Genomic DNA, 8,443 nt, shown 5'->3' with positions numbered 1-8,443 from the left:
CGTCCTTGATTTCTGGAGCTCATTTCTAAGAGGATTTGAGTGAGGTTTCTCGTTCGGAGGGCGTGAAATCAGATGAGAGTAGCTCTCTTCCTAATTGGCCTCGGTACACTCGCCGTGATGGAGCTCGAGGCGCCCCCGCGCATCACAGAGCCTGTGAACGAGCCGCCGGCTCTCGCAACGGTCGGATTACGTCCCTCACACGATACACTGACCAAGGCAGACCGGCTCGAAACTCCGCAACTCCAAGCGCCACCGCAGCCACTTTCCTCGAGCGAACTAAAGGATCCGCCGGACCACATTGCGATCGTTGCACCAGCACATTCGAAGATCATCGAGCAGAAAGGCAACGCAAGCGGAAAATCCGCGATCATGCTGCCCAGGCCTCGGCCCCGCCACGGAATTTCCAAGGCAAGCGCAGGCGCCAGTCGCGCCAAACCAATCGCGGAGGCAAAGCCGTGCCTGTCAGGTGCCTTCGATGGCGTTTTGAAAGCATTAAACCTGCAGACGCGATGCCAGACCTAGAGCACGGATTCCTCTACGTTGGGACGACAGCTGATGGCAACCCGCGGCTCCCGCCGCATGTGTCAGAGCAAATACGCCGCGACGAGGAAATCCGACCGCCTCGCCCCGACGAGCGTGGATCCGTTGTCGCCGCGCGGAAGTGGTTGTCCGCGGAATTCATCACGCTCGTTGTTGGACTGGCAATCGGCCTGGCTTTCGTCGCAAGTTTCGTCCTGTTTCGCGATGCTCAATTGAAGGGGAAATCGATCGACAGAGCGGCTGCGAAGGCATTGGTCGAGCGCATTATCATAGCCGAGTCCAACGGTGACCCGAATGCAAGGAACAAGCGGTCGAGCGCCGCCGGCGCCGCCCAGTTTCTCGATGATACGTGGCTCGAAGCCGTTCGAAGGCACCGACGCGATCTGATCAAGGGCCGCAGCGACAAGGAAGTCTTGGACTTGCGCGGAGATGCTGAGCTTACGCGCGAGGTTGCCGCACGGCTGGTCGAGCAACATGCCGCGATGCTGACCAAGCGCGGTCTGCCGGCCACGCCCGGTTCTCTCTACCTCGCCCATTTCGCGGGACCGGCGGGAGCCGTGGCGCTATTTTCCGGCGCAGAAACTGCCGATGCTGCTTCAGTTATGGCCGCCGCTGACATAACGGGTCGAACCACACGCGAAAAGCTGGTCAAGGCGAACGCGTTCCTCAAGGCGACGACCGTCGGCGATGTTAAGAGCTGGGCCGATCGCAAAATGGCAGTAGGCACTCGGCCTGGCCGTTAGCGGCTCAGATAACTACGCGATTTGCGGTCGCGAAGCTCTCGGCTGGAAGCCAGCTCGGTAGCCGATCCATAGCGTTCAGGACGGCGCTTGCCAGATCTCACCTGACGCAACCTCATCGATGAGGGAACCGGCGGCAGCGCCGCGGCTTGCCCGTCGCGATAACCACCATGTCCCCGTACCGCAGCGCCGGCGATGGCGTCCGCCGCTCCGCTTTCTGAGGAGACCCACTTTTGCCGATCAAGATGAAGGTCAGTGAGGTCTTCGGCGAACTGTGATTGTTGTGCAAAGGGGCAGCCGATGAACTGATCTGATTGCCGGCACGATCGGAGGCCCTTCAGTTCACGCTGGCGCGCCTCCTGCACACGGCTGTGATGCGCATTGTGTGAAGTAGTTCACAAGCGGCAAGTATCACCGAGCGTAGCGTGTACGCTTCCACTGGAGGGAAGCGCAATGAAGTGGAAATTGGCAACCTATCGAATGCTCGCGCTGACCGCCGTTGTTTTGATGGCGGCTGGTACTACTATGGCGATCGGTACTCCTCGTGGAGTCTATGAACCGATGTTGGGAACCGATTGGCAATGCACCCGGACCATGCTGCTCGTGACCACCTGTGCTCACTCAAGCAGTAGATCGGAATAAACTCCGGATGCTTGCAGGCGCACGCAGGGCGACGCTCATACCTATTTAGAAGGGAGACTGAGCGTGTTTGCAGACCACAGAACGGTCCAGGTAGTCCTCAGCCTCAGCTCTGTCGGGTCCCTCAGGGCTCTTTGACAGCCCTCCTTACCAGGTTGTCACTGGCGGTGCGGCGGTACGGCAGAGACATTAAAGCATTATAGGAACAGACATTGAAAGGTGAAGAACCGTAGCCCCGGCGATGGCGCCTGGCTGTCACGGCGGCTGCATTAGTCAAGACAGCTTTGCTGACCGATTCTTCAAAGCCGAGCGACTAAATACCAGTAGCTTTTATTCCACGAGAACTCCAAATTTCGTGAATTAGATGGCTCGCTTTTTATTGGGGGACATTGCGATGGCAAACCTATCGTTTCCCGTGAAGCTTTTCGTGGCTTGTTTGCTTTTTATGCAGCGAAGGCGCATCAGGACCACAACCACGATGGCGAACATCGCTTACTGAACCTGTTTGGAATCTATGAAAGACATTCCCGCGAATTTGCTTCAGCTATGGGCAGACCGCGCTTGAACTGCTCGGTCCCGAAATCGTTGGCGCCCTACTTGGCCCGCGCGCCCAGCAGATCGTAGATGGCAGCGCACAATATGACCATGCAAGCGACTTTCTCCGCTCCTCAGAGACATAGAGCGAAGGGACGCACTGACGATTGGTAGCCTGTCGGCGAACCAATGACGTGAGGAGGCCAGTCGCTCCGCACCGGTCTCGATCCACTAGCGGATAACCGCGCCGATGGCGTGAACCGCAGGGCCTCTCGCTCAGGCCGGATCTACGAATCCCCCTAGATGCGATGTGCCTTCGCAGGCTTGTATCTCCGCCCGAGGGTATTGAATTGCGGCTCTGTGATCTACCTCCAATTGCAACTTTTTCCCAAATGGTGCAGTATTGGGTTTTCATCCCGGCCCGCATTTTAGGAATCCAATGGGTGTCAAATTTGTACTGGCGAAGCTCCTCGAAGCGGAGCTTAACGCACGAGGCGTGAGATCCATACCGTCATCAGACTGCGTCGACATCGTGCATCGTTTGTTGGAACAGCTCACCGAAATAGAGCTTACCTTGGCCGCGCGCGAGGTAGATGAACAGTCTCGACGCTAGGCTCTTGATCGGAGCGCATCTTCATAAGGTGGCGCGATCAGCGCTTATGCGTTTTTTTTGCGGAAAGAACATTGATTAATGACTAAGCCAGATTGCGTAATAGTTCGGGCCTATGGACGACAGTTGGATCAGCTCCGCTCAGAGGCGGCCCGGATATCAAAAGGAAGGAAGATCGACTGGTGGGTAGAACGTGCGGACTCCGGGACCCGGTTCTGTTTCGAGGACACCGACACAACGAAAGCGTTCGCTTCTATCTGCGAGAGCTTAGCGATCCCCTGCCGCGACGTCTAACTCGCGTCGCTCGGGGTCTCGGATCAACCACCACGGCTCCCGCGCATCGTTCTGCCAAAGTCCGGCCAACGGACGGTCCGAACGCTTTTCAATAGGCATGAAAACTACTAGTCTTCCGCGGCAGTGAAATTCGATCGGAGCATAACCACACAAGAGTCAACGGAGGATGCCATGGCGAAGAGAGCAATAACGCTCGGGGGTGGTGGACCGGCGGCAGGGCTGCACATCGGGGTTCTGGAAGCTCTCACCGCACACAACATAACGTTCGATGTCTGGGCACTGTCCTGCATCGGCGCATGGGTCGGGATCGTCTACAACCAATGGGACGATCATGAAGACAAAGTCGAAAAGACTCACCAATTCTTCAGGAATGGCGTCTTTCGGGACGACGAAAGCTATAAGCGTTTTCCCATAAACACAGTCTTCGGTCCGGATTGGCGCAGCAACATAAAGGCGCTGACCAACTTCGTCAGCGATTCCGACAACTATAAGGACTTCCTATGGGATCCATACCGGATGATGGACGTCTTCCAGGACTCGATGGAGATTTTGTTCAATCAGCTGCCTGACAGAGACAGAAAAAAGAAGTTCACAAGATTGGATGAAGGGGATTTCAATAGATGGATTCTCAATCAAGCGATGGCAACCAATCCCTTCATCCGTTATTTGACGTCCTTAATGTACCTTTCCAAAGTCAACGGCCTGTCAAGGATCAACTATCCAGATAGCGAGTTCATGAAGGGGATAGATTTCGAACAGCTGAAAAAGCCTGGAAAACCAGTAATCTTCCATAACGCCTGGAACCTTGATCAGCAGAAGCTCGCATTATTTTCCAATCGTCCCATGAAAAGGGCGAGCGGAAAGTTTATGTTTGAGGGCCCTATCGACGCAAGCACCTTGTGTGCGTGTTCAGCTCTTCCCTTCGTCGAAGGTACCGTAGAGATTGGCGGAGTGACCTACTGCGAAGGGGCGCTTGTCGATACCGTCAACTTCGAAAGTTTGCTGGAGGAGCACCCGGAGCTGGAAGAGATATGGGTGAGCCGGATTGTCGATTCAAAGCAAATCCGCAAGCCGGAGAATCTTCATGACGCGCTGGCAAATCTTTGCCAATTGTTCGCCTCGACGGTTGGCGAAGATGACGTCAAGCTTTTCAAATACCACATCCGGTGTGACAAAAAATCGAAACAGGAGGAGGCAAGGGACAAGAAACTCAAGATCATAGAGATTCACGTTCCGGGTCACATCAATTTCAAATGGAATCACAGCAATCTCGATAATGGACGCAAGCTGGGAAAGGCCGCTGCGGAGCAGGCGCTCGAGGCATTCGGAAAGCATGAGGCGCGCCCTGCGCACAACGGGCCGCATTTCATCAACGAGAAGCCAGAGGGGTCAGCTTGGCAAAGCGTGTGCGAATATCACAAGGAGCTGAAGCGAGCCGCTGCATAAAGGCTCGAGCATCATTGGAAGGGCGGAAGTCTTCCGAACGGAAATCCTCGACCTCGAATAATGATTTGAGGCCAATCATCCGGGCCTGACGCAACGAACCGGCGTTTTGCGATAGTCACCGCAGCTTGTCGAGCAGCGCCTTCGCCTGCTTCATATCTCTCGTGTCGAAGCCCTCGGTGAAGGAGTCATAGATCGGCGCAAGTAAATCGAGCGCCTGCTCGCGTTGTTGCTGATCGATGCATAGCGCGGCAAGGTCTGTCGCGGCCCGAAGCTCAAGGGCCTTGGCGCGTTGCCCCCTTGCCATGGCCAATGCCTGTTCGATCAGTGACTGTGCCACAGCCTCGACATCTGGTCCGCCGCGGCCTATTAGCACCCGTGCTTTGAGTCGGTACAACTCGGCTTCCAAAATTCGTTCGCTGTTGCGGGTACTTATAGCGAGGCCCGACTCGATCAACTCCAGCGCGGGCTCGTAGTCTCGATCAATCAACAGGCGCTGACACAAAAGTACCAAGAGCGCGGTAATGGCCAACTGATAACCTGCGTGACGATACTCGTCCAACGCAGGACGGATTTCTCCGAGCGCGTTGGGTGAGGGATCGAGCGATGCCATGCATATGCCGCGAACGGCGCGGGCCAAACGCCACTGCCGGAATCCATGCTCCTCTGATAAGGCGATACAGCGCTCGGCATAACTTTGCGCTATCAGGAATTCGCCGCGGAGAGCTTGGAGAATGCAGGCATAATAAAAAGCGTATGCCTGCGAATGCGGATGGCCAATGGCATCCGCGCGCTGAATTGCAGCGTCCATTCGCATAATGGCCGTATCGTCGCGGCCAAGTAGCCACAGTGGCCACGACATCAGCGCAAGGTCGGCCACGCCGGCATCCTGGCCGGCCACACGCGCTGCCAGTCTATCCTCCTCGCTGCTCGCCTCGAAGGCTTCGAAAGCCCGTTCGATCGCTTCCTGGGCTCCGGTGATCTGTCCCATGAACAGGCGGATCATCGCCTGCCCGCGCATCGCATTGAGCAAGGCTGGCCGGTCGCCGCGCGTTTGGGAGAGATGAAGCAAAGCGGCGATCGTTTCCTGGGCCAGCGGCAGCTCACCGCGAATGACGCTCGCAGTGGTTAGCCAGAACATGACCTGAAGTTGCTCGGGAGGATCTCGCAGGCGCTCGCACAGCTCTCGCGCGCGGGTAAAGGTAGCCATCGCCTTGTTGGAGGCCGGCCCTTGGGTAGCGATCAGGCAGGGGCCTAAAGCGAACTGGAGGTCAAGTTCAAGCCTGTCGTTTCGTGCGTCATCGGGCCGATGGCTCGTGGCCTCGATCCCTCGTTGCAAGTGCGCAATGGCCTCAAGATTGGCGGAGCGCGTGGCTGCCTTCTTGCCGGCTTGCAACCAGTATGCCTCCGCTTTTTCGAACAGTCCGGCCTCAGTGAGATGGTGCGCGAGCGTTTCGGGCTGAGCATCCACAATTTCCGGGAACCGTTGCTCGAAGGCCTGCGCGATCGTGGCATGCAGCGCTGCGCGTCGGCTCTTCAGGAGCCCTGAATAGGCAGCGTCCCGCACAAGTGCATGCTTGAAGGTATACACCGCCTGCGGTAACTCGCCGCGGCGGAAGATCAACTCCGATCGGACCAACTGGGCAAGAGCCTCCTCCAGTCTCTCTCTTGGCAACCCGGCCACCGTGCTCAGCAGTTCGTACGAAAACTCGCGACCCACCACGGCGCCGACCTGAGCTACCTCCCTTACCGGGGCCAATCGATCGAGTCTGGCCATTAGCGATGCCTGTAACGTGGTCGGAATCGCCATCGCTGGCAGAGGGCGGCTTAGGGTGTAATGATCGTCCTGCTCTTGCAAGAACCCGGTTTCGAGCACGGTCTTGGTCAGCTCCTCTACGAACAGAGGCACGCCATCAGTGCGGGCGAGTATCTGATCCAAAACCTCCTTCGGGAGCGCCTTGCCGGCGGTGACCCGCTCGATCAACGCCGCTCCGTTGCGACGGTTAAGTCGCGTCAAAGAGAGCGTCGTAACATGCGCATGACCAGGCCAAGGCGGCGTGAATTCCGGTCTCGCGGTGATGAGCAGCAGCACCCGAAGCCGCGGTACTTGTTCCAAGGTCATCGTCAGGAGCTCGAGAGAAGTCGGATCCGCCCAATGGACGTCCTCAACAATGACGAACACTGGTTGCAGTGCTGCCAGGCTTTTCAGCTGAGCCAATAGCGCCCCTAATGTCATTTCTTTGCGCTTTTGCGGGCTCAGCTCCTGCAGTCGGTAACGCTCACCGAGTGGCAAGGACAAAAGATTGGCCAGAGGCACTACGCGATCTGCGTCAGCTCCGGATCGACCGAGCAGGACCTCAAGCTTGGCGAATTTAGCCGTCGGCGAATCACTCCGCTCGAACCGGGCGGCTCGTTCGAGTTGCCGGATAAACGGGTACAACGCACTATTAGTATGATGCGCCGAGCAGAATTGGCGCACCGTGATGTGCTCCTCTCCTTGCAGCCGCTCGTCGAGCGCCAAGGCGATATGCGATTTACCGATGCCCGCCTCTCCGGTAAGCATTACTGCGCAACCCTCGCCGCTCATGGCGCGCTGCCAGCGACGCAACAGCAACTCGATCTCCTCCTCGCGTCCAATTGGCTGCGTCAACTGAGTTTTGTGCTGGGCCTCGAAGCGGCTGTCGATGCCGGTAGTGCCCAGCACCTGCCATGCTTGTGTTGGCTCCGCCCAACCTTTCAGGATGACCGGGCCAAGATTCCGGAATTCAAAATGTCCTTCGGTTAGCCGGTGAGTACTCTCGCAGATCAGGACGGCGCCCGAATCGGCGAGCGTCTGCAAGCGCGCAGCTAAATTTGGTGTTTCGCCAATAACCGCCTGCTCTTTCGCCGCACCTTCTCCCGTCAAATCGCCTACGACCACCATCCCGGTAGCAATCCCGACGCGGACTCGAAGTTGCGTGGACGGGAATGTCTGGAGGTTGGCCACGGCATCGACCAGCGCCAGCCCGGCGCGCGCCGCTTGCTCGGCATCATCCTCGTGGGCATGTGGATAACCGAAATAGGCGAGCACTCCGTCGCCCATGTATCGCGCGATGATACCCTCATTCCGAGCGATCACCTCCGCAATGCAGCTGTGGTAGGCGCCAACAACCCCTCGCAAATCTTCGGGATCAAGACGGGCCGAGAGCGCCGACGAGCCGACCAGATCACAAAACATAACCGTGAGTTGACGCCGCTCGGCTCCGTCCCGCGCCGCCTTGCCGCCCGCTTGAGGCGTGCGCGCAATGTCGCCCTTGAGCTCCGTGATAGCACGCAACATCTTGCGGCGATGGCCGAGCAGGACACCGAGGTCCTTCAGGTCCTGCTCGGTGAGATCCCCAACAACTGATAGGTCAATGGCGTTCTCGCCAAAGCGCTGAGCGTACTCTCCCAAACCGATCGATGATAGCCATTCTGCAATACCGGACATGGCACACCTATTGGCTGTTATAATTAGCATAGCACGTCAAGAACGTAAGCGTAGGCACATCTGAGACGAAGGCATGAAGCCCGGATCTTCCCGCAACGCAAAACCGGCACTCCTCCTGGCTCAGGGTCGGCGCGGTCAAGCACGGTCTCTGAAGGTCCATCGTGGCGTTCGCTT

3 protein-coding genes are annotated in these 8,443 nt (G+C 57.5%); 2 read left to right on the top strand and 1 reads right to left on the bottom strand.

Features of this window, described 5'->3' with window-relative positions; all coding sequences use genetic code 11:
* Positions 1–665: 665 nt before the first annotated feature.
* Both AC0L3A_RS34920 and AC0L3A_RS34915 read left to right on the top strand, forming a co-directional pair.
* Positions 666–1,283 (top strand): lysozyme family protein, encoded by a 618-nt coding sequence (locus AC0L3A_RS34920; RefSeq protein ID WP_473256080.1) that lies wholly within the window; start codon positions 666–668, stop codon positions 1,281–1,283.
* A gap of 2,245 nt (positions 1,284–3,528) precedes the next feature.
* Positions 3,529–4,803 (top strand): patatin-like phospholipase family protein, encoded by a 1,275-nt coding sequence (locus AC0L3A_RS34915; protein WP_473256079.1) that lies wholly within the window; start codon positions 3,529–3,531, stop codon positions 4,801–4,803.
* A 115-nt stretch (positions 4,804–4,918) separates the two neighbouring features.
* Here the strand turns inward: AC0L3A_RS34915 and AC0L3A_RS34910 are convergent, their stop codons facing one another.
* Positions 4,919–8,269: an AAA family ATPase gene (locus AC0L3A_RS34910; protein ID WP_007601159.1), complete on the bottom strand. Its 3,351-nt coding sequence runs from the start codon at positions 8,267–8,269 to the stop codon at positions 4,919–4,921.
* Positions 8,270–8,443: the final 174 nt, after the last annotated feature.

The sequence above is a fragment of the Bradyrhizobium sp. MI1.3 genome (assembly GCF_055811695.1).
Note: the sequence above shows the minus strand (reverse complement) of the source record. Positions and strands in the feature narration are given on the sequence as shown.